The sequence below is a fragment of the Rothia sp. ND6WE1A genome (genome assembly GCF_001683935.1).
In the GTDB taxonomy this organism is placed as follows: Bacteria; Actinomycetota; Actinomycetes; order Actinomycetales; family Micrococcaceae; genus Rothia; species Rothia amarae.
Map to the genome: position 1 here is coordinate 17,935 of NZ_LXTU01000071.1, position 23,311 is coordinate 41,245.

Below are 23,311 nucleotides of genomic sequence, written 5' to 3' on the forward strand. Positions count from 1 at the left end.
CTTACTTCACAACATATTCTTACTTTATGCTTCGTGGCTCGCGATTTTTGCCGCCCTTGAGCCACTGAACCGTTCCTGCAGTGATAATAACTACCCAGAAAGCAAAGCCTCCGAGCACAATAAACGGGAGAATCCCCGAGTCTTCAGCCGGGCGTGAGGGGGTAGGGGCAGCAACGTCGTGCACCTGCTCGCCTTTTTGGTGGACAGGTGTTGGCGTGGCAGAGGCATCGGCAACTTCCTGGTTTTCCGTTTTGCGATGTACAGCAATCCATTCTTTAACAGAACCCAGAGGATTCTGCGATGCATTGTCGGAAACGTCCTCCCCTAGCGCCTTAGAGGGGTTGATAATTCCAAATCCATAGATGGGGTCACGCCCGGGTTCGCCCCCGTCATCGGCAGATTCAATAATGCGCTGAATAATTTGATGGGAAGTCAGGTTCGGGTACTTAGCTTTAATAAGAGCTGCTAACCCGGTCACGAGAGGGGCTGCTCCCGATGTACCAGACCACACCGCGTAGTTATCTCCGGGTATTGCCCCCATCAAGTTTTCACTGGGCGCAGCAACTGAAATGGAAATACCTTGCGAGGAGGAAGACCACGAATCCTTCCTCCGCGCGTCCACACCTCCGACGGTGAGCACACCGGGGATAGTGGCAGGGGCACCCACCTGGGTCACGCCCGAACCCCGGTTGCCCGAAGAAGCTACGATGAGCACTCCTTTTTCTTCGGCATAAGCGAATGCCTCGTCCCATGACTGCGGCCAGGAGGTGTTATTAGACCCCACCGAGAGGTTAATAATATTGGCATGATGATCGACCGCATATTTCACTGCCTGAGGAATCTGCTCGTCGATCGACTTGTGGTTCTCCCCCACCGTTCCAATTTCAAGCGAAATAGGCATGATTTTAGCGTCGGGCGCCACGCCCAACATCCCTGCCGGCTTCCCTGGCCAGGAGGAATCCCCAACAGTTATGCCGTCGTCGTGCCCGTGTCCTGCAATCATTGAGGCCACCAGCGTCCCGTGCTCCGGTTCTACGCCTAGACCTTCGCCGCCGTTGTCGTCACCTTTATCGGAGGCGTCCCACCCTTTTACCATGTTGTTTTTCAAATCTTGATGGGTGGCGTCTACCCCTGTATCAATGACCGCTACCGTGACACCTTCACCGGTGCTTTCTTTCCACGCGTCATCGAAACCATAGTCAGTCAGCCAGTATTCGCGTGCACGAATCGAATCTCCCGGCGGAGTGTCGATAGCTGGAATCGAAGGCAGGTAAGACGGCGGCGCTGAAGGAGTAGGCACAGCAAGCGCTGCACTTGTACCTGACAGACTGAGCGCGCAGGTGAGCCCCGCCGTAGCTAAAAGGGCAGGTAACGTTCGGTGGCTTCGGGGAAATGAATCAAACATGGGGGGGACGCGTCGAGAGGTTAGCGGGTTGAATCTATTTGAGAGAGCACCAGGCCATCTAAAATATCGAATTCGCTGGCGATGGCACCGTCAATTTTTCCCCCGCTGAGCTGCGAGAGGCGTTCAACGATACGTGCCCAGATAAGCGCACCGGTGCCAATAACGTCGATGCGGCCCTCATGCATAAACCCCAGAGCCGCGCGTTGTTCCCTATCCATGGAGTAGAGCGAACGCGCTGCTTTTTCGATTTCTTTAACCGGGAGGTAGGTGGCGTTGATTGCCTGCGAATCATAAGTATCAAGCTTGAGGGCATGGGCGGTCACTGTGGTGACGGTTCCCGCCACGCCAATTAGCCGCTCAGCCGAAGAGAAGTCAATTGTCTCTGCGGCTTCATCAATTGCACGATCGACATCGAGGAGAATTTGCTCCCGCTGTTCCGCCGTCAGAGGCGAGGACGCCGCATAACGTTCGGTAAGCCGCACGCATCCGATGTTCAGCGAACGCGCCGCTACAATCCCCTGTTGGTTTCCCAATACAAATTCGGTAGAACCGCCACCCAAATCGACCACAACGGTGCGCTGATCCGAGTTATTAACCGCAGACGCCGCACCGGCAAACGAAAGAGCTGCCTCTTCTTCTCCGGCAATGACTTTGGGGCGTACTCCCAGTATTTCTTCAATACCCCCGATAAAAATTTGCCGATTCTGGGCGTCGCGAGTGGCGCTAGTTGCGCCAAAGCGCAGACTCTGCACATCATACCGAGCCAGTACTTCCGCGTATTCACGAGCAACAGCAAAAGTACGTTCAAGTGCAGCCTCTGCGAATTTTCCGGTGGCATCCACGCCTTCGCCCAGCCGAACAATCTTCATGATTCGTTCTAAATCGACGAGCTGAGGGCCGTTTTCAGTCTGCTCCACCTCGGCAATGAGTAATCGAATGGAGTTAGTTCCGCAGTCAATGGCACCGATACGCACCGTAGTACCTCTTTCGTTGTCAGCCGGTAGTTTTTAGCCCTCAAATGATTCGCGCCAGGCGGGATCACAAGCGCATTGCTCGGGTGTCCAATACTCAGCAATCAAATCAAGGGTTTCATCGCCAAAAGGATTGATGCCGCGACCCACAGAAAGGGTGTGCCCTAATACGGCGTGCAAGCACTTCACGCGGGTGGGCATGCCACCGGCTGAAATACCGTCAATCTCAGGGACTTCTTCGGTTCCAGTCTGGAGGCGAATACGCTCACGCTCGGCAATGTAATTTTCGTGCGCCGCCTGATACTGCTGGGCGATTTCTGGATCCTCTGCAATGCGATCAGTCATCTCATACATCTTGCCCTCTGCCTCAAAGCGGCTAGCTGCCGCTGTAATGACGGGGTGAGCAAGGTAAAACACGGTAGGAAAAGGCGAGCCATTGGAAAGGCGCGGTGCAGTTGCCGCCACCAGCGGATTTCCGCAAACGCAACGGGCGGGGATTTCTGCGACGTCGCGTACCTGCCGACCTAATTCTTGCGATAGTACGTGGATATCCAGTGCACTGGGGGCCAGAGTTTCTGCGGTCACTCCGAATCCACCGGGAGAACCGGTATCCGAGGTAGAGAGGGCTGCCGCAGACGAATTTTCCTGCGAAGTACTAGTGTGTTCGGTGCTCATCATTTCCTTGAAATGTATTCAGCACCTTCCAGTGCTGAGAAATGGGATAAATCGTTAGAAAGTAAAGATTACTACGGGGTAGATGCTGAAGTCGTAGCCGCGGGTGTTGAGGTACTGGTAGTTGAGTCAGCAGAGACAGAAGGCTGATCTGGTGCAGTGGTGGTGCTCGACGACGGATCGACCGTCGTATTCTCGCTCTTCTCGCCGTCTAATGCAGCAGACTGGAACGAATTCCACAGCCCATTAGCCCAGGAGTCCTCGGGCGCAGTTTGTGCTTGAGCCGAGGTGTCGTCTGCAAGACTGGATGTAAAGTCGGTGCCCACCACCAGGTAGGGAGTCTCTCCCTCGCTCACGTAGTAGAGGCGGCTTTTCGCCTGTTGTTTGACGTAATTGTCATCTTTCCACCAGCTCAGCTGAGTCTTCAAATCAGAATTCTCTGCTTGGAGTTGGGAAATATGGTCTTTGACCTGATTAATCTCAGCCTGTTGCCGGAAAAACGTAGAAACCGAGGCGTAAGTGGTCAAAATAATGACGAAGAGAACAACCATCGCGATGAGAAAGCGCCCTGAAAAGGCATGAGCTGCAACAGGAGTGCCGCCTGTGGTATCGACGGGCTTACTTCCGGTACCAAAAAAACTCGCTAACGAGCGTCCGCGTCGCTTCTTCTTCTGAGCCACCGTGGTTGTACCCCTTACTCCGCTTTGATAAGGCACCTCTTGTGAAAAACTAAGGTGCTTCTTGAAATTCTACCCGTTAGAACTGAACCTGCGCTGGATACAGCAGTGCCCTCGACTCAGCTGAGTCGAGGGCACTACCGTTATCTCACGAATCTATCGTGAAAGTTTCGCTTACTTGAAGCGGGGGAATGCAGACTTACCTGCGTAAGTTGCGGCATCGCCCAGTTCCTCTTCAATGCGAAGAAGCTGGTTGTACTTAGCAACGCGCTCGGAGCGGGCAGGAGCACCGGTCTTGATCTGACCTGCGTTGGTTGCAACAGCAAGGTCAGCAATGGTGACGTCCTCGGTCTCACCTGAACGGTGGGAAACCATGCAACGGTAATCGTGGCGCTGAGCCATTTCCATAGCGTCGAGGGTCTCGGTCAGTGAACCAATCTGGTTTACCTTCACAAGGAGAGCGTTAGCTGCGCCCATTTCGATGCCCTTTGCAAGACGCTCGGGGTTGGTAACGAAGAAGTCGTCGCCAACAATCTGGACCTTGTCACCGATGGAATCGGTGAGGGTCTTGTATCCGTCCCAATCGTTCTCATCCAGGGGATCCTCAATAGAAACGAGGGGGTACTTAGCTACCAAATCAGCGTAGTACTTAGACATTTCGTCTGCGGTCTTCTTCTGACCTTCGAACTCGTATGCGCCGTCCTTGAAAAATTCTGAGGATGCGACGTCGAGAGCCAAAGCAATCTGCTCACCGGGCTTGTAGCCAGCCTTCTCGATTGCTTCAACGATGAGGTCAAGAGCTGCGGCGTTGGATTCGAGGTTAGGAGCGAAGCCGCCTTCGTCGCCCAAACCGGTTGCTAGACCGCGGTCGTGAAGAACTGACTTGAGGTTGTGGTAAACCTCAACGCCTGCGCGAAGAGCCTCAGAGTAGGTGTCGAAACCGATAGGAGCAATCATGAACTCCTGGATGTCAACGTTGGAATCAGCGTGTGAGCCACCGTTGAGGATGTTCATCATAGGTACAGGAAGTACGTGTGCGTTGGGACCACCGAGGTAACGGTACAGGGGCAGTGCAGATGCTTCGGCTGCTGCCTTTGCGGTTGCCAGGGAAACACCGAGGATAGCGTTTGCGCCGAGCTTGCCCTTGTTGTTGGTGCCGTCGAGCTTAATCATGGTACTGTCAACCAGGCGCTGATCGATAGCGTCGATGCCGATGATTTCTTCAGCAATCTCTTCAATCACAGACTGAACTGCGCCTTCGACGCTCTTGCCCTGGTAAACTTTCTTGTCGCCATCGCGGCGCTCTACGGCTTCCCATTCACCGGTGGATGCGCCGGAGGGTACAGCTGCGGTTCCCAAAGAACCGTCGTCCAGAAGAACCTCTACCTCAACAGTGGGGTTGCCTCGTGAATCAAGAATCTGACGTGCATGTACTGAGATAATTTCAGACATAATAAACGCTCCTTAGAAGCTTACAAAGATTGGCTATTGGTTAACCCGTAGCAAGTGTTGTCAAAAACCACGAGAGCCTCTTCCACTTCTTATTTTAGCAAAAAACCCACATAAGCACACAGGTTCGCAGTGATTCCATCCGACTAAATCGGGATTTTCTTTCCTTCAATTCAGCTTTTTCCCACGCATACCCACACACCCCGCCTTATTCCGAAGCAGAAAGACCGTCTTCAGCTTGAGCGATTACCCCTCGCGTATAGGCTCGCAACGCGCGTTCAGGGTCAAGCCCCTGAGCGCGTGCTCGTTGCACAGCAACAAACAAAAACGCTCCCAGCTCTTCTTCATTGCTTACTTCATCCAGCATCGGCGCTTGCTTGGATTCCTGCAGTTCCACCCCACCTTTGTCTGCTTTTGAGAGAGTTTTCTCTGCCAAAGATAGAGCGGGCAAATGAGGCGGAATACCGTCGAACACCGACGTTCTCTCCGGTTTTTCCAGCTTTTTGAGTTCGTCCCAGCGAGCCACGACGTCGTCGATGTCAGAAGATTCGCCCGCAAAGACGTGCGGGTGGCGTCTCTCCATCTTTTCGTTGAGTCCACGAATCACATCGACCACGGTGAACCGCTCATCCCCCGGCGTTTCCTGCGCAATGCGGGCATGAAAAACTACCTGTAGGAGCACGTCGCTCAGTTCTTCTTTAAGCAGATTTCGATTTACGCCCTGAGGAGCCTCAATTGCTTCGATCACTTCATACGCTTCTTCGATGAGGTAACGCACCAAAGATTCATGGGTCTGTTCCGCATCCCAGGGGCAGCCACCGGCTGAGCGCAATCGGTCCATCACCGCCACCAAACGGGCAAACTCCTGAGCGGCCTGCTGAGTAACTTTTTCGTGGTTTTCCATCAATTCTTTCCCCGGTAGACGTACGGCACATTAATTTTTTACTCACTCAGTATTGTGCTTTTAACTCTGACCCTGTGATTGCGCCTGGATGAGTTTCAGATAGGGACCTTGCACCGAACGCGTCAGCATCTGCTTCTCGTCCATCGAAATAAAAGCACCCTCGATTGCGTTCATGGTCAGCTCAAAAAATTCATTGGCTCCGTATCCAAAATTTTGCGCCAGTTCAGTGAATTCGCGGGTCATGCTGGTGCCACTCATCAGGCGGTTATCGGGTCCCACTGCCACCGAGAAACCAGCATCTCGCAAGAGAGTTATCGGATGTTCCTTGATAGTTCGAGCGAACTCGCTCTGACTTACTTTGCCTTCATGCACAGCATAAGCGGCGTCGGTATGCAGATTGGAGCAGGGGCAGACTTCCAAAGTAATACGGCGGTCTTTCACCCAGCTAGCAACCTGCCCCAGCTGCAAAATGGGATCAGTGGGATTCATGCCCGGCATTAGTTCCCCGATCGGATCGACGTCGGCAACCGTGGTGTAAGAGAAATCTTCGGTAATACGGACGCCGTGACCTAAACGCAGAGCACGACCCTGCAAGAGCGCCGAACGAATAGATTCAATTCCCGCTGCCTCACCAGCATGCAAGGTGACGGGCATGAAATTTTCTGCGACATAATCCAAAGCGCTCTGATGATATGCGCAGTCAAAACCGTCTTCAGGGCCAGCAAGATCAAAACCTACCACCCCAATCCGGCGATGGCGCACGGCTGCTTGCGCCACCTCTAGCGAGCGGTCATTTTGCCGCATAGCGCAAACTAGTTGGTTGACCAAGACGCGGCCACCGTGTTCGGCAACGAATTCCATGCCTTCCATCAGACCGTCTGCAACGGCTTCAATTGCTTCGTCCAGGCTCATGCCGCCTGCGGTATGAAGTTCCGGTGCCCACCGTACCTCGCCGTACACCACACCGTCACCCGCCAATGTTAAAACATGCTCTTTAGCTACACGACGCAGATGTTCAGGTCGTTGAGTCAGAGCCACGGTGTGGGAGAACGTCTCTAAATAGCGATCCAGCGAGCGCGAATCAGATGCCTCTTCAAACCAAGTTTGGAGGGCAGCGGGGTCGGTTGCAGGCAGTTCGTATCCAATTTCCTGCGCGATTTCAATCATGGTCTGGGGCTGCAGTCCCCCATCTAAATGATCGTGCAAACATACTTTAGGGAGGGTCTGAATCCAGCTGAAATCTGCCGAGGGTGAGGTGCTCATATCGTCCTGTTAATCGTTCCGGTTAACCTAAAATGGTCGGGCTATCCTTTCAAGGATAGCCCGACCATTCTTATCTATGTTTTAGAGAGTCCACGAGGCCAAAGCGCGGTTCATGTGGTCGGGGATGTTTGCCCCGGTGCGGGGGAACATACGTAGTTCCTCTACATACTGCTGAGCGGGTAGTTCGTCAGAGTATTTAGCGAAAGCGCCTTCATTCTGGTAATCGAACTTTACCTGCGGCGGAATGCCGGGGGTCAGGCGGATGCTCATAGCCAGCGGCGACCCAAAACCTTCCTTGTAGGAATCAGCTTTGAGTTGCAGAACGTTGAGCTCGTCTTCGGGAATCAGGTCAAAGGTTCGTTTCTGATCCCAGAAACCGCCCTGGCGGACGTGGGTTAATGCATCGTAGTACGAGCCCAGAGTTCGAATACGAATCAGCACGGTAGAGACATCGCGAGCTGAACCGTTCTCTCCGAAGAGAGCTTTTTGAACGCCAGCAAGTCGGTTGACTACCTCTGCTTCGGTCAACACCAGGTTGCCTTCGGCAAGATTGGTGGTGGACGGCTTGGAGAAAGTACCACCGGTTGCTGAGAAGGACGGCGCTACGTCCACTCCGCTGGCAGCCTCAGGGACCTCAGCAGCAACAGTCTGTGAGGATGACGAAGCGGCAGGAGTGTGTGGCTGCATAACTGTGAATCGACCTGCTGCAGAAGTTGCGACTGTCTTCTCACCAGCGCCAGCAGTGTTCTTATCCTGGTGAGTGCGAGGGGCTTGACTCGTCTGCTCAGATGCAGTCTCTTCTTCCCACTCATCATCCACGTAGTCGGGCATAGTGGCAGTAGCCAAAGAAATACCGGGGGCTGAGGTCACAGCAGGTGCCTCAGAGGAGCTTCGCTGGTCATTGCGGGTTTGCTCTGATCCCTGAATGTCCTTCTCTGCATGTGATGCGCTGTGCGTATCAAGTTCAGTTGATTCAATGCGGGCGTTCTGGGAGGAATGGTCCTCCAGCTCATCGACAACATCGCGACTTTGAACGAAACGGGTCTCCTCGAGTTCCTCAGAGATTGCTTCCTCTTCAGCAGGGCTCAAGGAATTCAACGCACCGGCGTTCCCCTCAGGCTCACCATCGCTGACGAACGGGTTATCTTCATCCGCGACATCCTCGGTGGTGCCCGCAGATGCATCCGAAGAATCAGCCGTAGATGTGCGTTCGTCGTTCTCCACATCGTTTTTCTCGGTGCCGAAAGCTACAGCCTTGAAACTTTCCTGTGCTGCAGGAGGCTCCTCTTCAGTAGTAATTCGCTGAGAAACGCGGCTCAAACGATCCTGTGCAGAAAAAGCAGACTTCTCTTCTTCTTTATCTGCTACAGCAAAACGAGAATGCTCCTGTGCCGGTTCGGTCTCGTCCTGCTCGTCGAAAGGAGACACAACGCCTGCAGGAACCGTGTACTGCAAGTTATGGCTAGTGCCCATCTCGGTGTTCAAGAAGGACGCCTGCACGTTTGAGTCCTCAGAACCGTCCAGCACAATCAGAGCACGGTTAAAGGGGCCGCGAGCGCCTTTTTCTTCATCTACATACAGCTGAGCAATGCCATCGAACCACTCATTGCCTGGAACAACCACAGTTTCTTCAAGTTCCTGGCCGTTCTCATGCAGAGTCAGGTTCATGTCATTACCATTTTGCTTCAAATCCAAAGTCAGCTCACCACTGCCTTTTTTGCGCATCATTTGAGCGACGGCGTAGAGACCAGAACCCTTCTCCAAAGTATGGGAGGGGGCTGATACCTTTGAAGCGGTCTGCGCAGTGGGGGCTGCATCTGCGGAACCAACGGGCTGGTCGGAACGATCCGATACCAGCGGTTCTTGTGGTTCCTCTCGTTTACGACGGCTAAAAAGTCCCATAGTTTTTCACTTCCTGTGAGTTGAGAACAATCGATAACTTCAAGCTTATAAGGCAAGACTACTTTTCTGGTGCACCGACCTTACCCAGAATCAGAGGCTGAGGCACAAATTCGCCGCCAATTGACCAGGCGCCGTCCAACGCTTCCACCGCGCGTTCGAAACGTTCCGGGGTGTCTGTCATCAACGTCAGCAAGGGCTGGCCCTTTTCGACGGGGTCTCCGGGTTTGGCGTGCAACTTGATTCCTGCTGCCGCTTGAACCGTATCTTCCTTGCGTTCTCGGCCAGCACCTAGACGCCAAGATGCTATGCCCACAGCCAGCGCATCTAGCTCAGTGAGAGTGCCTGACTCTTCAGCAACCACGGTATGAGTTTCTTTCGGCTGCGGCAGAGCTGCATCGGGATCCCCACCCTGGTCGGTAATCATACGGCGCCACACGTCCATTGCCCGCCCGTCCTTCAAGGCCTCAGCAGGATCCTCTTCCACGCCCGACGCCGCCAGCATTTCACGGGCAAGCTCTACGGTTAGCTCCACGACGTCGGCGGGTCCGCCTCCGGCAAGAACCTCCACAGATTCCTTCACCTCAATGGCATTACCTACTGCCAAACCCAGCGGCGTATTCATGTTGGTCAAAAGAGCCGAAGTTCTTACCCCGGCATCCATACCCAGAGCAACCATCGTTTCAGCAAGCTCCCGCGCACGTTCACTATCCTTCATAAACGCGCCAGAGCCCACCTTCACATCCAACACCAGCGAACCGGTTCCTTCAGCAATTTTCTTGGACATGATAGAACTTGCAATCAGCGGAATCGCCTCAACGGTTGAGGTAACGTCTCGCAAGGCATAGAGCTTCTTATCCGCAGGAGCCAACCCCGAACCTGCCGCGCAGATGACAGCCCCGGTACTTCCCAAAATCTCCATCGTGCGCTCATTCGATAGATTCGCCTGCCACCCGGGAATTGATTCCAGCTTGTCGAGGGTTCCACCGGTATGACCCAGCCCTCGGCCGCTCAACTGGGGAACCGCTACCCCATAGACCGCCACCAGGGGTGCCAACGGGAGCGTAATCTTATCGCCCACTCCCCCGGTGGAATGTTTATCACTGGTCGCAATTTTCTTTCCCGGGCCGACCAGGGACGAGAAGTCTAGGCGCTCGCCAGATCGAATCATCGCCTCAGTCCACCGAGAGATTTCTGCCCGGTTCATTCCGTTGAGAAAGATTGCCATGGCAAGGGAACTCATTTGTTCATCAGCAACGACGCCGCGTGTATAGGCATCGATAACCCAGTCAATTTGTTGGTTGCTGAGAACTTCGTGATCTCTCTTAGCTCGAATAACCTCTACAGCGCTGAAGGGCTCATGGTTACTCATATGTAATCTCCTCTATCTGTACGTTCACCGGATCCATCGAGTGCCCGACCATTTCTTTTAGAGTACGAAAGATTGAGGAGCAGTGCCAGAACGCAGGTTGAGGTTTATCCAGAAGGTTTCAAGCCGCTCAGCAAGTACAGGATTGGTGAAAGACTCCTAAGCTAATTTCTCTGGACCAAAAGCGTCCGGAAGCATCTGCTCAATCGTGCGGATGCCGCTCACGCTCCGAATGAGCATTCCTGGCGCCGCATGCTCGAAGAGTAGCTGCCGACACCGACCGCAGGGCATCAGCGCCTGACCATCGCCGTCAACACACGCAAATGCAACCAGTTTGCCTCCGCCCGTCCTAAATAAATCAGAAACGAGCGAGCACTCTGCGCAGAGGGTAATGCCTAATGAGGCGTTCTCGATATTGCAGCCGATTACGATTCGCCCGTCTTGCGTCAGTGCTGCTGCGCCTACTGCATAGTTCGAATAGGGAGAGTAGGAGTTTTTCATAGCTACTGTAGCTACGGCGGTGAGCTCATCCCAGTCAATTTTTGGAGTATCTGCCATTGGTTTTCTCTCTTTCGGGTTGAGGACTGAGAGTAAAAGGCCGCGCTTTCGAAGAGTTCCGAAAGCGCGGCATTATTTTCATCAAGGTATTAGCCCTTGATGTAGGGCTGACCGGACGCCGCAGGACCGCGTGAGCGACCGACGACGCCGGCAACTGCCAAGATAGTGACGACGTACGGAAGCATTGCCAAGAACTCTGCCGGAATCGCTGTGCCCAGGATAGACAGGATGAACTGCATTTGGAGCGAGAATCCGAAGAGGATTGAAGCAAATAGAGCCCCCATGGGCTTCCAGCGACCAAAAATCAAAGCCGCCAAAGCAATGTAGCCTTGGCCCGCCGTCATATCGGCGTTGAAGGAGCTCACCGAAACGAGTGTGAAGAACGCGCCGCCCATACCGGCAACCGCGCCTGCCCACAAAACGTTGGTGAAGCGCAAACGGTTGACGTTGACGCCAAGGGTATCTGCTGCCTTGGGATGCTCGCCTACCGCGCGAGTGCGCAAGCCCCATTTGCTCTTGTTCAAAGCAAACCAAATGAGAGCAACCACAATGTACATGAGATACACAAGCACCGACTGGTTGAACAGAACCGGGCCCACCACGGGAATCTGAGAGAGTACAGGAATCTCAAACGATGGCAGTTTAGGAGCCGAGTTGAGGTTCTGGGCATCGGGCTGGAGCACGCGAGTAAAGAGGAATCCGGTCAGACCGGATACCAAGACATTCACCACAACACCCACGATGGTCTGGTCCACAATGTATTTGATGGAGAACAGTGCCAGCAAGAAAGAAACGAGAACGCCACCGAGCATTGCAGCCAGCAGACCTGCCCAGGGGTTATGGGTGATTGAACCTACCAGTACAGCGGAGAAAGCGCCAAAGAGTAGCTGACCTTCAATAGCGATGTTGACGATACCTGAACGCTCACACAGCAAACCGCCCATTGACCCAAAAATCATAGGAATCGATAGCGCTAGACCGCCAGAGAGCAGGTTGATCAGCGAAACTTCAGAGCTCTTAGCGGAGCCAATCGCCCAGACCAAGATGAAGAGGATAAAGAATACCCAGAAGACGGCGGTGAGGCCCTTACCGAGTTTCTTGCCCGAGTTCATCTGTACCGCTGAAAGCGCTGCGATAGCCAGCAGAACGAGGATAGCAATCCAACCGAAAGCGGTCGCAGAGAAGGTGAGGTTGGGAATATTCGCCCAGGTGATGCCGTCTGAAAGGCGGAATGTCACGTCGTTGTGGGGAGCTTTGAAAGCTACCAGCAAGAGTGCAACTAGAGCGAGTACACCAAAAATAATGGTGTTTTTCCAGTTTTTCACTACAACGGTTTCTTCCACAGGCACAGTATCAATAGTTGCTGCACTCATTTACTTTGCCTCCGCTACGGCTTTTGAAGAAGCCTTCTTTTTCTTGGGCTTGGACGGATCGGGAAGTCTAAAGATAGACCGGACCAGCGGCGGGGCTGCAATGAAGAGAACAATCAGAGCCTGCACGACGAGCACGAGGTCGATTGGAGTTCCTGTTTCTACCTGCATGGAGACACCGCCGGCGCGGAATGCGCCGTAGAGCAAAGCTGCGAAGAAAGTACCCCACGGGGTCGAACGCCCTAGCAGCGCCACGGTAATGGCGTCGAATCCGAAGGATGCCGCGACGCCGGTGGTCAGCACACGCTCGGTGCCTGCCACCTGCGCGCTACCGGCAAGACCAGCCAGTGCACCGGCAATAACCATCACCAAAATGTAACCCGATGCTACCGAGATACCGGCAGTTCTAGCCGCGTGGGGGTTAGCACCGACCGCGCGAAGGCGGAAACCAATGGTGGAGCGATTCATCAACCAGGACACAAAGATAACTGCCAGCACTGCAATGACGAAGCTCCAGTTGAGCCGGAAACTGTGTCCGAAGAGCTTGGGGAAGATAGCGTAATCTTCGAAGCTCGGTGAAATAGGGTTGGTGTTACCGGGGCGCTGCAAAAGCGGGGTCTTGAGTAAATAGAGCAGAAGATTGACCGCAATGTAGTTGAGCATAATCGAAAGGATAACCTCGTGAGCTCCGGTTTTTGCTTTCAGCAAGCCCACCAGACCGCCCCAGAGACCGCCACCGAGGATACCACCGAGAACGATCAGCGGAAGCATAATGAAGAGGGGGAGCTGCCAGGTAATCGCAACGTAAGTTGAAACGATAGCGCCCAAAATAATCTGACCCTGCGCACCGATGTTGAACAAGCCGGTACGGAAAGCAATTGCAACCGCCAGGCCAGCCAAAATCAGCGGAGTCGCCACGGTAAGAGTTTCCATGAAAGGGTAAATCGCTTTAGTAAACGATTTTGCTTCATAATTGAAAATGGAACCGCGGAACATCGCTAGGTAAGCTTCGGACGCTGCTTTCCACGCTGCAGAGAGAGTGTCCATGGGGCGAGCAAAGAAGTAACCTGCGGCTTTTTGGGTAGCAGGGTCAGTAATTGCAATGAGCAAACCGCCCACTACCAACGCGGCAACCATTGCACCAATGGAGAGACCAATACCGCCACCGGCAATCCGAGTAAATAGCGAAGGCTTTTCGTGCTCCTGCATCTGCGGATTGGGGGTAGAAGGAGTTGGCTGGCTCTCAGTTCCTAAGGTGGTAGCGCTCTGCGCTACCGATGCCGCAGAATCGAGGGGAACAGATGAATTTGCTGTACTCATGGGGTATCTCCTTCTGCCCAGGGAAGTACGGACTGATCAGCGGTGTGTTCTGCTTTATCTGCTCGAACAGAACCTGTTGTCTCTGGTGTGGTTGTTTCTAAGTCCGCGTCAGTTGCCGGTACAGATTCACGGGCTTCTTCGTAGGTTGCCCCAGCCATCATCTGCCCCAAAACGTTACGGGGAGTGTCGTTGGGAACAATACCCATCAACTCACCGTGGAAAAAGACTGCGATACGGTCTGCTAGCGCGTAAACCTCATCGAGTTCGGTGGAGACGATAATAACGGGAATACCCTTATCTCGTTCCGCCACAATGCGTTTGTGAATAAATTCGATAGAGCCGACGTCGACGCCGCGGGTAGGCTGCGAGGCAACAAAAAGTTGCAAATCGCGGGTAAGTTCACGAGCGACCACAATCTTCTGCTGGTTGCCGCCGGAGAGGGTTGATGCCGCGTCATATTTATTTCCCACGCGGATGTCGTACTCTTGAACCGCATGGTCAGCGTTTTGAGCGATGGCAGAGCGGTTGAGAGTTCCTGCTGAGGAGAATTCTTTGCGGTCGAAAAGATCGAGAATGAGGTTTTCTGCGATAGAGAAGGACCCGACCAGCCCGTCGGTGCTACGGTCTTCGGGGACAAATCCCACGCCAGCGCGAAGAACTTGACGGGTGTTAAGCCCCAGCAGTTCGGTGGAGTTAATCTTCATCGAGCCGGTAGCTTTGGGGTGCATACCGATAATGGTTTCGGTCAGCTCTGTCTGCCCGTTGCCCTGCACGCCTGCTATCGCAAGGATTTCGCCACCCCGGACGGTGAAATTAACGTCCTTCAGCAGCGGTACGCCCTGGTCTGATACCAGATTAAGGTTTGAAACCGAGAAAGCTTGGTCGGTGAGGTGTGGCTGGTCTTTATCAACGACCAACTGGACGTTTTTGCCCACCATCAGTGCGGCGAGCTCGTTCGTTGATGCGCTGGGATCAGCGTTTCCCACTACCTTGCCGCGGCGAATAACGGTAATTTCATCTGAAATTTCACGCACTTCTCGCAACTTATGCGAAATGAACACCAAAGATTTACCGTCTTGGCGTAGCTGACGCATGATTCCCAACAACTGATCTGTTTCAGCGGGGGTCAATACAGCCGTGGGCTCGTCCAAAATCAAGACCTCGGCGTCGCGCACGAGCGCCTTGATAATCTCCACTCGCTGCTGGACGCCGACGGGGAGGTCTTCGACGATTGCATCAGGGTCTACTGCGAAACCGTAGCGGTCAGAAATTTCCCGAATTTTCTTGCGAGTTGCTTCAAGGTTGAGACGGCCTCCGCTGGTCTCCTCAGCGCCCAAAGCAATATTTTCAGCCACGGTGAAAACGGGAACGAGCATAAAGTGCTGGTGCACCATACCGATTCCAGCAACCATCGCATCAGAGGGGCCCTTAAAGTTTACGGGCTGATCATTAATAAAAATCTGGCCTTCAGTGGGCTCGTAGAGACCATAGATGACGTTCATCAGGGTTGATTTACCCGCACCGTTTTCACCCAAGAGGGTATGGACAGTTCCAGGTTCAACCACTAAGTCAATGCGGTCATTCGCGGTAAAATCACCAAAACGTTTGGTGACCTGTCGCAATTCGAGTTTCATCGACGCGCTTTCTTGTTCAGCAGGAAGAGGTGTTTAGCATGAGCGTATCAAAGCGGCCCGACCGCGCAAAAGGTTGCCGGTCGAGCCGCTTCGATAAGGAACTCACACTTTATTTGGTGGGGGTGCCGTCGGTCTTTACGGTGATTTCACCGGAGACAATCTTGTCCTTGATGGTATCGAGCTCGGACTTGGTTTCGGAGGAAACCTTATCCTCGAAGTTGTGGAAAGGAGCTAGACCAACGCCGTCGTTCTGGAGGGTGCCGATGTACTTCTCGTTGGTGAATTTGCCGTCAATGTCGTCCTTGATGGTGGATTCAACAGCTTCCTTCATCTTCTTCTGAACAGAGGTAAGGATGATGTCCTGGTAGTTAGGGTTAGTCTCATAGCCATCGGAGTCAACCCAAATAACAGATGCAGGTGCATCTGAGTGGGACTTATTGTACTCGGTTACAGCTTCGAGAGTACCGGCGCCCACAGGACCAGCAACGGGCATAATGATGTCTGCACCCTGATCAAGGAAGTTCTGGGTTAGAGTCTTACCCTTGGTCTGGTCGGTGAAGTCACCGGTGAAGGAATCGGTACCCAGAACCTTGACGTCCTTGTTCTTTTCCTTGTTGTAGTAGTCAACACCCTGCTTGAAACCCTGGGTGAAAATAGTAACGGTAGGCATCTCAGCGCCACCGTAGGTTGCTACCTTGCCTGTCTTGGACTGAGCTGCTGCCAAGTAACCTGCCTGGAAAGCTGCCTGAGCCGTATCGTAAACGATGGGGCGAACGTTGTCCGCTTCGATAGAACCATCATCGACAATCGCGAAGTGAATGTCGGGGTTATCCTGAGCGGCCTGCTTGGTAGTATCAGCCAGAGCGAAGCCAACGCTGATGATGGTGTTGCAGTTGCTCTGAACGAGCTTACTCATGTTGGGGTTGAAGTCAGCAGCTGATTCAGACTGTGATTCAGACATCTGAATGCCGTAATCTTCTTTAGCTGCGGTAACGCCCTTGTAGGAGTTCTCGTTGAAGGACTTATCGTCAAAGCCACCCTCATCAGAGATAATGCATGCCTTGTAGTCTGAAGCTTCTTTGTTTGAGGAAGAAGATTCTTCAGGTGCGGCACCGCAACCTGCCAAGAGAAGTGCTGAAATACCGAGTACGGTACCTGTTGCTGCAAAACGTGAGCGAGTAGCCATGTGAGAACTATCCCTTCGTGTGTGTGATACAGAAGTGCAGAGTAGCTGATGCCGGCAGTATGTGCTCTACCTGCTCAGTTGCATTCTGTGTTTCGAGATACACGTTAATAGTAATGGGTGAATCGCCTCTGTACAGCCACTATTCATCTTTTTAATACCGATTAGTAATCTGGCCTCACCTTTTATCGTTGATTTTTTCTATCCGTAGTAGCTCGATGAACGAAACTGCTCTGCAGAGAGCTTGGCAATTTCCCAGCGGACCGCCCGCAACGCAGTCGATGCCATGACCTGCACACCGCATTTGATGGCGTGCTCGTCGGGATTATAGTCATCGCGGTGCAAATCGTAGGTCGGGCCGCCAGGGGTACGAGTGCCCAAGCGAATCATCGATCCAGGTACTTCTTGCAACATCCAAGCGAAGTCTTCTCCGCCCATCGACTGCTCTACCAGCACCACAGAGTCCTCCCCCAGTTCAGCGCGTGAGGCAGTCTCTACCATGGTGGTTTCATCTTCTGTATTAACTACAGGAGGGACGCCGCGAATATGCTCGACCTCCGCCTTCACGCCATAGGGCGCGGCAACCTGTTCGATGACGTCGTCGAGGATTTCTCCTGCGCGGTACCAAGCATCGGCGTCGAGGCAGCGCATGGTCCCTGCCATAAAGCCTTCGGAAGGAATTGCGTTGGGAGCCACGCCCGCTTCAATCTGTCCCCAGGCAACCAATACGCCCGAACGTACATCCATGCGACGCGAGAGAACCGCAGGCACGTTGATTGCTATCTGGCTCATGGCGTAGATGAGGTCTTCGGTCAGGTGCGGGCGGGAGGTGTGCCCACCGTGGCCACTGAGTCTAATTTTGATGGTGTCTGATGCCGAGGTAATGGCACCGATGCGCGTACCGATCTTTCCTACGTCCACCTTCGGCTCGCAGTGAAGAGCGAATGCGCGGGGAATATTCTTGAGCACGCCTTGCTCAATCACTTGAACTGCTCCACCGGGTAACTGCTCTTCTGCGGGTTGAAAAATGACGCGCACGGTGCGACCCAGCGGAGCTTCCTCATTGAGCTGGTGCAAAGCAATCGCAACTCCCAACATGACGGTCTGGTGAATATCGTGCCCACATGCATGCATGACGCCGGGGTTCTGCGAGGTGAACTCTAACCCTGTGGTTTCGAGGATAGGTAGCGCATCTATATCCGCGCGCAGAGCGACCGCATAAGGGCCGCCCCCAATGTCCACGAAACAACCGGTGCCCTCAAACCGTTGTGGTTTCATGCCCGCTGCCTCAAGTTGCGCAACAATGCGTTCAGTCGTATTGAACTCCATGAAAGACAGCTCAGGGTTCTGGTGCACGGCACGGCGGAACTCGATGAGTTGGGGAAGAATCTCTTGCACACGAGATTCGAATGCCGAACCAGATACGTCAAGAAGTGTTACTGCAGATGTTGGAGCCATTCAAATACCATAGCGCGAAAGCTTTTCATTCGCTGGCTTGGGAAGATCTGTTAACTTCCGCAAAGTTTATGACAGATTGTTACGCGTAGCTTTTCTGGATGCCGCGGCGCGATTGGTCAACCCTCCGCCCGGCATGGCGTTGGAAAGCACTCCCCCTTAAAACCCAGGAGCCCGCCACTCATCAAAGAGTAGCGGGCACCTGTGAGAAGCCTATGCGTTAGAAGGAGCGAGCTAAAATAGCCTGCTTCACTTCAGCAATTGCTTTGGTGATCTCAATACCACGAGGGCAAGCCTCGGTGCAGTTGAAGGTGGTACGGCAACGCCATACACCCTCTTTGTCATTGAGGATTTCCAAACGCATATCGCCGGCGTCATCACGAGAATCGAAGATGAAACGGTGGGCGTTCACAATCGCTGCAGGACCAAAGTACTGACCGTCGGTCCAGAACACGGGGCACGATGAAGTACACGCTGCACACAAGATGCACTTGGTGGTGTCATCGAAACGCGCGCGGTCAGCCTGTGACTGGTATCGTTCGCGCTCAGGTTCGTGGCTGTCATTGACCAAGAAGGGCATGACCTCGCGATATGCCTGGAAGAAAGGCTCCATATCAACGATAAGGTCTTTCTCACAGGGCAAACCCTTGATGGGTTCCACAGTGATGGGTTTGGACAAGTCAAGATCCTTCAACAAGGTCTTGCACGCCAGACGGTTACGACCGTTGATACGCATGGCATCCGAACCACAAATACCGTGAGCGCACGAGCGACGGAAAGACAGTGAACCGTCGATTTCCCACTTCACCTTGTGCAACACGTCAAGTACACGGTCGGTGCCGAACATCTGAACTTTGAATTCGTCCCAGTGAGCTTCTTCAGAGATTTCTGGGTTGTAGCGACGAATTTGAACGGTGACGTCGTAGGACTTGATACCGTTCTCACCCTCGCCGTTCTCCGACGCAATCGAAACCTTTGACTCAGGCTCGCGTGCCTCAAAATCGCTCTTGGGAGCTGTGTTTGCTGCTGTTGATGCCATTTTAGTACTTACGCTCCATCGGTTCGTAGCGAGTAAAGATTACGGGCTTGGTGTCAAAACGCAGACCTGCAATACCCTCAAGCTCGGCTTCTTCGTCCAAGTAAACCATCGAGTGCTTCATGAAGTTCTCATCGTCACGGTCAGGGAAATCCTCACGGAAGTGACCACCGCGAGATTCCTGGCGGTGCAGAGCAGCAACCGACATCACCTTAGCCAGCTCTAGCAAGAAGCCAAGTTCAACTGCTTCCAGGAGGTCAAGGTTAAAACGCTTGCCCTTGTCCTGAATGGAGATGTTCTTGTAACGCTCTTCAAGACGGGTAATGGTGTTGATGGCGTTGTGGATGGTCTCAGCGGTACGGAAGACCTGCATGTCGGCGTCCATGACGTCCTGCAGTTCCTTGCGGATTTCGCCTACCTTTTCAGTGCCATTGCCATCGCGCAGCATGGAGAGCAAAGCCAAGGTCTTATCTGCGGCGTCTTCGGGGACGGGCAAGTACTCAGCGGTGTTTGCATATTCCGCTGCCTTGATACCGGCGCGCTTACCGAACACGTTGATGTCGAGCAGGGAGTTGGTGCCCAAACGGTTTGAACCGTGGACAGAAACACACGCTACTTCACCAGCGGCATAGAGACCGGGGATGGTCTCTTCGGAGTTAGCGAAAACCTCGGCGTCAATGTTAGTGGGGATACCACCCATTGCGTAGTGAGCCGTGGGGAATACCGGAACGGGCTCGGTGTAGGGCTCAACACCCAGATAAGTACGGGCGAACTCGGTAATATCGGGTAGCTTTGCGTCGATATGAGCGGGTTCCAGGTGGGTAAGATCCAGCAGAACGTAGTCTTTGTTGGGTCCGCAACCGCGGCCTTCGCGAACTTCGTTAGCCATCGAACGAGCCACGATGTCACGAGGAGCAAGGTCTTTAATGGTAGGAGCGTAACGCTCCATGAAGCGCTCACCCTCGGAGTTGCGGAGAATACCGCCCTCACCACGGGCTGCTTCAGAAACCAGAATGCCCAAACCGGCAAGACCTGTCGGGTGGAACTGAACGAATTCCATGTCTTCCAGTGGGATGCCGTTGCGTAGCGCAATCGCCATGCCGTCACCGGTGAGGGTGTGAGCATTCGAAGTGGTCTTGAAAATCTTTCCACAACCACCAGATGCAAAGACAACAGACTTTGCCTGGAAAACGTGAACGTCGCCAGTTGCCAGATCGTACGTTACGACGCCAGCAGGACGGCGGTTTCCGTCTTCGTCGTCAACCATGACCAGATCCAGTACGTAGTACTCGTTGAAGAATTCAACGTTGTGCTTGACGCAGTTCTGATAAAGAGTCTGAAGAATCATGTGTCCGGTACGGTCCGCTGCATAGCATGCGCGACGAACCGGCGACTTACCGTGATCGCGGGTGTGGCCACCAAAGCGACGCTGGTCAATACGACCCTCAGGGGTGCGGTTGAAGGGAAGACCCATCTTTTCAAGATCCAGCACAGCGTCAATAGCTTCTTTAGCCATGACCTCTGCGGCATCCTGATCAACAAGGTAGTCTCCACCCTTGATGGTGTCAAAGGTATGCCATTCCCAGTTGTCTTCTTCAACATTTGCAAGTGCTGCGCACATACCGCCCTGCGCTGCACCGGTGTGTGAACGGGTGGGGTAAAGCTTGGTGAGAACAGCAGTGCGGGCACGCTGACCGGACTCAATAGCCGCGCGCATACCGGCGCCACCAGCGCCAACAATCACTACATCGTACTTATGTACCTGCATTGAATAATGCTCTTTTCTAAATCTTTTTCGACTCTCGGATTACGGTGCGGGGCAGAACGAAGGAAGAAGTTCTGCGGGGCTACCGGTGGGGCAGGGGGTAAAGGTGAAAATCACCAAGGTGCCAACCAGCAGAACGAATGCCGCTGCCAGGAAGAGAATCAGCTTGAGCCAGAAGCGAGTGCTGTCTTTTTCTGCGTAATCCATGATGATGGTGCGAATACCGTTGGTGCCATGCAACATTGCCAGCCACAACAACAACGCATCCCAGACCTGCCAGAAGGGGTTGGCCCATTTGCCGCCCACAAAGCCGAAGTCGATGCTATGAACGCCGTCGCCCAACATCAGGTTCACAAAGAGGTGACCGAAGATGAGGACTACGAGAATAACGCCAGAGACGCGCATGAACAACCAAGCCAACATTTCAAAGTTATTGCGCTTTGAATTGGAGCGGTTGTACTTGATGCCGTTGACCACATTGTCATTACTACGCGGCGCGGAAATACGGGGTTTAAGAGGAGTAGCCATGGAACGATTAACCTCCGAAAGTGTTCATGAGGTGGCGGATGAGGAAAGGAATCATGACGACTGCCCACAGAACAAGAACGCCCCAGAGCATTCCTTTCTGGTTTTTTGCACCGTTCTTCCAAAAGTCAATCAGAATGATACGGACGCCGTTGAATGCGTGGTACACGATGGCAGCTACGAGCACTGCCTCGCCAAGCCCCATCACGGGGTTCTTGTAAATGCTCATGATGGCGTTGTAAGCCTCTGGGGACACACGAACCATTGCGGTATCTAGGACGTGCACCAAAAGGAAGAAGAAAATCGCAATACCGGTAATGCGATGGGCTACCCATGACCACATGCCTTCACGGCCGCGATATAGGGTGCCTTTGGAGTTGCTAGGCACTGAATAACCTCCTGAGAGTTGCCTATGGGGACCCACATACGCCTTTGTATGGGGGTGCATGTGATTCCCTAAACAGCAAGAAAGGACTGTCTACTACTGTCAAAGATTACCAGGTCAGATTGACCTTTACTGACACCCTGTACACTATAAATTCCGCTAAAATTCAGGAAATTAGGCCATTAAATTGTTCGCGAATTGTATTTTTGCTCGTAATAGCGGGGATTAGTCGGCGATGAGTGAGCTAGCCCATGAGTGTAATGAGTGTATTAAAAGCTGTTTTTTCAGGTTTATGACGTAAAGCTCTGTATTCTATTACATGATGAGAACTCCACTAGAACGATTTTACCCGCTGATTCCAGCCGGAGGCGTTGGATCCCGCCTTTGGCCCATGTCGCGCGCAAAAGCCCCCAAATTCTTGCTTGACCTCACCGGAAGTGGCGATTCCCTCATTCGCCAGACCTATGACCGTCTAGTGGATTTGGCTTCCGATACCGTGATGGTCGTGACCGGCGAATCGCACGCGAACGCAGTCACCCAGCAGATTAGTGAACTGCGCGGTTCCGACATCGTTTTGGAACCCTCCCCCAAGGATTCCGCTGCCGCTATTGGTCTTGCCTGTGCGATCCTTTACAAGAGGGATCCAGAGGCGATTATTGGCTCTTTTGCAGCCGATCACGTGATTGATCCTGTCGCTGAATTTCACAAAGTTGTTCGCGAGGCAGTGGAAACAGCTGCTACCGGAAAAATCGTAACCATTGGTATCACACCCTCCGCACCATCGACCGCATTTGGTTACATCCGCGCCCGGACGTCGCTCAAAATTGAGGGCGCGCCGTCTGCCCTTGCTGTTGATTCGTTTGTCGAAAAGCCTGACGCCGCAACTGCTACAAAGTATGTCAAGTCGGGCGAGTACACCTGGAATGCAGGCATGTTTGTAGCTCCTGCGCAGCTCATGCTTGTTCACTTAGAGAAGAATCAGCCTGAATTATTTGCAGGTATTTCACGCATTTCCGAAGCGTGGGATACCCCCCAGCGAGAAGATGTCATGAACGCCGTCTGGCCTACTCTACCCAAGATTGCCATTGACTATGCCGTCGCAGAACCTGCCGCTGCTGCAGGCGACGTCGCCATGGTTCCCGGATCCTTTAGCTGGGATGATGTGGGAGATTTCGATGCCGTCACGCGCCTGAGCCAAGAAAAGAGCGGGGAAACCATGACTATTCTCGGTGATAATCAGAATATTCTGACCCAAACTTCTACCGGCATTATTTCTTCGGATACCCAGCGGTGCATATCGGTCATCGGCATGGAAAACGTGGTGGTAATTGATACCAAAGACGCTCTCTTGGTCACCAACCGCAAAGATGCCCAGAAAGTAAAAGATACGGTCGCCGAGCTAAAATCTCGCGACCTCACTGAGCTTCTTTAGAATACTTTCGATTTCAACCCGCCACTGGCCATGTGGCGG

General features: G+C 53.3%; 20 protein-coding genes. 1 reads left to right on the forward strand and 19 read right to left on the reverse strand.

Annotation, left to right across the window (positions count from 1 at the left end; all coding sequences use genetic code 11):
• Positions 1-19: 19 nt before the first annotated feature.
• From A7E48_RS09760 to sdhC, 19 genes are all read right to left on the reverse strand, one after another.
• Positions 20-1,300 (reverse strand): S8 family serine peptidase, encoded by a 1,281-nt coding sequence (locus A7E48_RS09760; protein WP_233126066.1) that lies wholly within the window; start codon positions 1,298-1,300, stop codon positions 20-22.
• A 125-nt stretch (positions 1,301-1,425) separates the two neighbouring features.
• Positions 1,426-2,379 (reverse strand): Ppx/GppA phosphatase family protein, encoded by a 954-nt coding sequence (locus A7E48_RS09765; protein WP_068172870.1) that lies wholly within the window; start codon positions 2,377-2,379, stop codon positions 1,426-1,428.
• Positions 2,380-2,412: 33 nt separating this feature from the next.
• The gene (locus tag A7E48_RS09770) at positions 2,413-3,051 is read right to left on the reverse strand and encodes a DUF501 domain-containing protein (protein WP_083147355.1); all 639 of its coding nucleotides are present in this window, start codon (positions 3,049-3,051) and stop codon (positions 2,413-2,415) included.
• Positions 3,052-3,122: 71 nt separating this feature from the next.
• A complete protein-coding gene (locus tag A7E48_RS09775; RefSeq protein ID WP_068172871.1) occupies positions 3,123-3,728 on the reverse strand; it encodes a septum formation initiator family protein in 606 nt (201 codons plus the stop codon).
• 171 nt (positions 3,729-3,899) lie between these two features.
• Positions 3,900-5,177 carry a phosphopyruvate hydratase gene (gene eno, locus A7E48_RS09780; RefSeq protein ID WP_068172872.1) on the reverse strand — a complete coding sequence of 426 codons (1,278 nt, stop codon included), beginning with the start codon at positions 5,175-5,177 and terminating at the stop codon, positions 3,900-3,902.
• A gap of 205 nt (positions 5,178-5,382) precedes the next feature.
• Complete coding sequence (locus A7E48_RS09785) at positions 5,383-6,078, reverse strand: MazG family protein (RefSeq protein WP_068172876.1); 696 nt, start codon at positions 6,076-6,078, stop codon at positions 5,383-5,385.
• Between the two features lie 60 nt (positions 6,079-6,138).
• Positions 6,139-7,341, reverse strand: coding sequence for an adenosine deaminase (locus A7E48_RS09790; RefSeq protein WP_068172877.1), 1,203 nt, complete (start codon positions 7,339-7,341; stop codon positions 6,139-6,141).
• A gap of 81 nt (positions 7,342-7,422) precedes the next feature.
• On the reverse strand, positions 7,423-9,243 hold the full coding sequence (locus tag A7E48_RS09795) for a hypothetical protein (RefSeq protein WP_068172878.1): 1,821 nt from the start codon (positions 9,241-9,243) through the stop codon (positions 7,423-7,425).
• Positions 9,244-9,301: 58 nt separating this feature from the next.
• Complete coding sequence (locus tag A7E48_RS09800) at positions 9,302-10,612, reverse strand: thymidine phosphorylase (protein ID WP_068172879.1); 1,311 nt, start codon at positions 10,610-10,612, stop codon at positions 9,302-9,304.
• Between the two features lie 156 nt (positions 10,613-10,768).
• Complete coding sequence (locus tag A7E48_RS09805; protein WP_068172880.1) at positions 10,769-11,167, reverse strand: cytidine deaminase; 399 nt, start codon at positions 11,165-11,167, stop codon at positions 10,769-10,771.
• 89 nt (positions 11,168-11,256) lie between these two features.
• Positions 11,257-12,540 (reverse strand): ABC transporter permease, encoded by a 1,284-nt coding sequence (locus A7E48_RS09810; RefSeq protein WP_068172881.1) that lies wholly within the window; start codon positions 12,538-12,540, stop codon positions 11,257-11,259.
• The gene (locus A7E48_RS09815) at positions 12,541-13,857 is read right to left on the reverse strand and encodes an ABC transporter permease (protein ID WP_068172884.1); all 1,317 of its coding nucleotides are present in this window, start codon (positions 13,855-13,857) and stop codon (positions 12,541-12,543) included. It abuts the gene before it with no gap.
• Entirely contained in the window at positions 13,854-15,491 is a 1,638-nt protein-coding gene (locus A7E48_RS09820) for an ABC transporter ATP-binding protein (RefSeq protein WP_068172886.1), read from the reverse strand. The genes A7E48_RS09815 and A7E48_RS09820 overlap by 4 nt, the downstream gene beginning before the upstream one ends.
• A gap of 109 nt (positions 15,492-15,600) precedes the next feature.
• Positions 15,601-16,677, reverse strand: coding sequence for a BMP family protein (locus A7E48_RS09825; protein ID WP_068172888.1), 1,077 nt, complete (start codon positions 16,675-16,677; stop codon positions 15,601-15,603).
• Positions 16,678-16,875: 198 nt separating this feature from the next.
• Complete coding sequence (locus A7E48_RS09830; RefSeq protein ID WP_068172890.1) at positions 16,876-18,132, reverse strand: amidohydrolase; 1,257 nt, start codon at positions 18,130-18,132, stop codon at positions 16,876-16,878.
• A gap of 217 nt (positions 18,133-18,349) precedes the next feature.
• Positions 18,350-19,168 (reverse strand): succinate dehydrogenase iron-sulfur subunit, encoded by an 819-nt coding sequence (locus A7E48_RS09835; protein WP_068172893.1) that lies wholly within the window; start codon positions 19,166-19,168, stop codon positions 18,350-18,352.
• A 1-nt stretch (position 19,169) separates the two neighbouring features.
• Complete coding sequence (gene sdhA, locus A7E48_RS09840; protein WP_068172896.1) at positions 19,170-20,933, reverse strand: succinate dehydrogenase flavoprotein subunit; 1,764 nt, start codon at positions 20,931-20,933, stop codon at positions 19,170-19,172.
• A 39-nt stretch (positions 20,934-20,972) separates the two neighbouring features.
• The gene (locus A7E48_RS09845; RefSeq protein ID WP_068172899.1) at positions 20,973-21,458 is read right to left on the reverse strand and encodes a succinate dehydrogenase hydrophobic membrane anchor subunit; all 486 of its coding nucleotides are present in this window, start codon (positions 21,456-21,458) and stop codon (positions 20,973-20,975) included.
• Between the two features lie 7 nt (positions 21,459-21,465).
• Positions 21,466-21,843, reverse strand: coding sequence for a succinate dehydrogenase, cytochrome b556 subunit (gene sdhC, locus A7E48_RS09850; protein WP_233126067.1), 378 nt, complete (start codon positions 21,841-21,843; stop codon positions 21,466-21,468).
• A 319-nt stretch (positions 21,844-22,162) separates the two neighbouring features.
• Here sdhC and A7E48_RS09855 point away from each other — a divergent pair, with 319 nt between their 5' ends.
• A complete protein-coding gene (locus A7E48_RS09855; protein ID WP_068172922.1) occupies positions 22,163-23,272 on the forward strand; it encodes a mannose-1-phosphate guanylyltransferase in 1,110 nt (369 codons plus the stop codon).
• Positions 23,273-23,311 lie beyond the last annotated feature (39 nt).

Excerpts from the sequence above, each read along its gene's own strand:
- A7E48_RS09820 (WP_068172886.1), bottom strand. The coding sequence starts at position 15,491 with ATGAAACTCGAATTGCGACAGGTCACCAAACGTTTTGGTGATTTTACC.
- A7E48_RS09835 (WP_068172893.1), bottom strand. The coding sequence starts at position 19,168 with ATGGCATCAACAGCAGCAAACACAGCTCCCAAGAGCGATTTTGAGGCA.
- A7E48_RS09790 (WP_068172877.1), bottom strand. The coding sequence starts at position 7,341 with ATGAGCACCTCACCCTCGGCAGATTTCAGCTGGATTCAGACCCTCCCT.
- A7E48_RS09770 (WP_083147355.1), bottom strand. The coding sequence starts at position 3,051 with ATGAGCACCGAACACACTAGTACTTCGCAGGAAAATTCGTCTGCGGCA.
- A7E48_RS09795 (WP_068172878.1), bottom strand. The coding sequence starts at position 9,243 with ATGGGACTTTTTAGCCGTCGTAAACGAGAGGAACCACAAGAACCGCTG.
- A7E48_RS09855 (WP_068172922.1), top strand. The coding sequence starts at position 22,163 with ATGAGAACTCCACTAGAACGATTTTACCCGCTGATTCCAGCCGGAGGC.
- A7E48_RS09800 (WP_068172879.1), bottom strand. The coding sequence starts at position 10,612 with ATGAGTAACCATGAGCCCTTCAGCGCTGTAGAGGTTATTCGAGCTAAG.
- A7E48_RS09845 (WP_068172899.1), bottom strand. The coding sequence starts at position 21,458 with ATGGCTACTCCTCTTAAACCCCGTATTTCCGCGCCGCGTAGTAATGAC.
- A7E48_RS09830 (WP_068172890.1), bottom strand. The coding sequence starts at position 18,132 with ATGGCTCCAACATCTGCAGTAACACTTCTTGACGTATCTGGTTCGGCA.
- sdhA (WP_068172896.1), bottom strand. The coding sequence starts at position 20,933 with ATGCAGGTACATAAGTACGATGTAGTGATTGTTGGCGCTGGTGGCGCC.
- A7E48_RS09810 (WP_068172881.1), bottom strand. The coding sequence starts at position 12,540 with ATGAGTGCAGCAACTATTGATACTGTGCCTGTGGAAGAAACCGTTGTA.
- A7E48_RS09805 (WP_068172880.1), bottom strand. The coding sequence starts at position 11,167 with ATGGCAGATACTCCAAAAATTGACTGGGATGAGCTCACCGCCGTAGCT.
- A7E48_RS09815 (WP_068172884.1), bottom strand. The coding sequence starts at position 13,857 with ATGAGTACAGCAAATTCATCTGTTCCCCTCGATTCTGCGGCATCGGTA.
- A7E48_RS09825 (WP_068172888.1), bottom strand. The coding sequence starts at position 16,677 with ATGGCTACTCGCTCACGTTTTGCAGCAACAGGTACCGTACTCGGTATT.
- A7E48_RS09785 (WP_068172876.1), bottom strand. The coding sequence starts at position 6,078 with ATGGAAAACCACGAAAAAGTTACTCAGCAGGCCGCTCAGGAGTTTGCC.
- eno (WP_068172872.1), bottom strand. The coding sequence starts at position 5,177 with ATGTCTGAAATTATCTCAGTACATGCACGTCAGATTCTTGATTCACGA.